Raw genomic sequence first — 201 nt, 5'->3', positions numbered from 1 at the left:
ATCACCCAGAACTACTACGCCACGGCGATCATCGTCCTCGTGTTCCCGATGGCGCTGGAGTTCGCATTGCTGCGCACGGCGCCGGAGGTCGCGAAGTTCTCGCCCGGCCTGGCCATCGCCGCCATCGGTGTGCCCGGGTATCAGGGCAGGCTGCTGGAGCTCGCCCCTGCCGTCGCCGTCGGGCTCGCGTGGACGTTCGGG

General features: G+C 69.2%; 1 pseudogene. It reads left to right on the top strand.

What is annotated here, in order from left to right:
* Positions 1–201, top strand: a pseudogene (locus tag DSP71_RS01140) (ABC transporter permease); the annotation flags it as partial.

Source organism: Microbacterium sp. H6 (assembly GCF_003314775.1).
Classification (GTDB): domain Bacteria; phylum Actinomycetota; class Actinomycetes; order Actinomycetales; family Microbacteriaceae; genus Microbacterium; species Microbacterium oxydans.
Note: the sequence above shows the minus strand (reverse complement) of the source record. Positions and strands in the feature narration are given on the sequence as shown.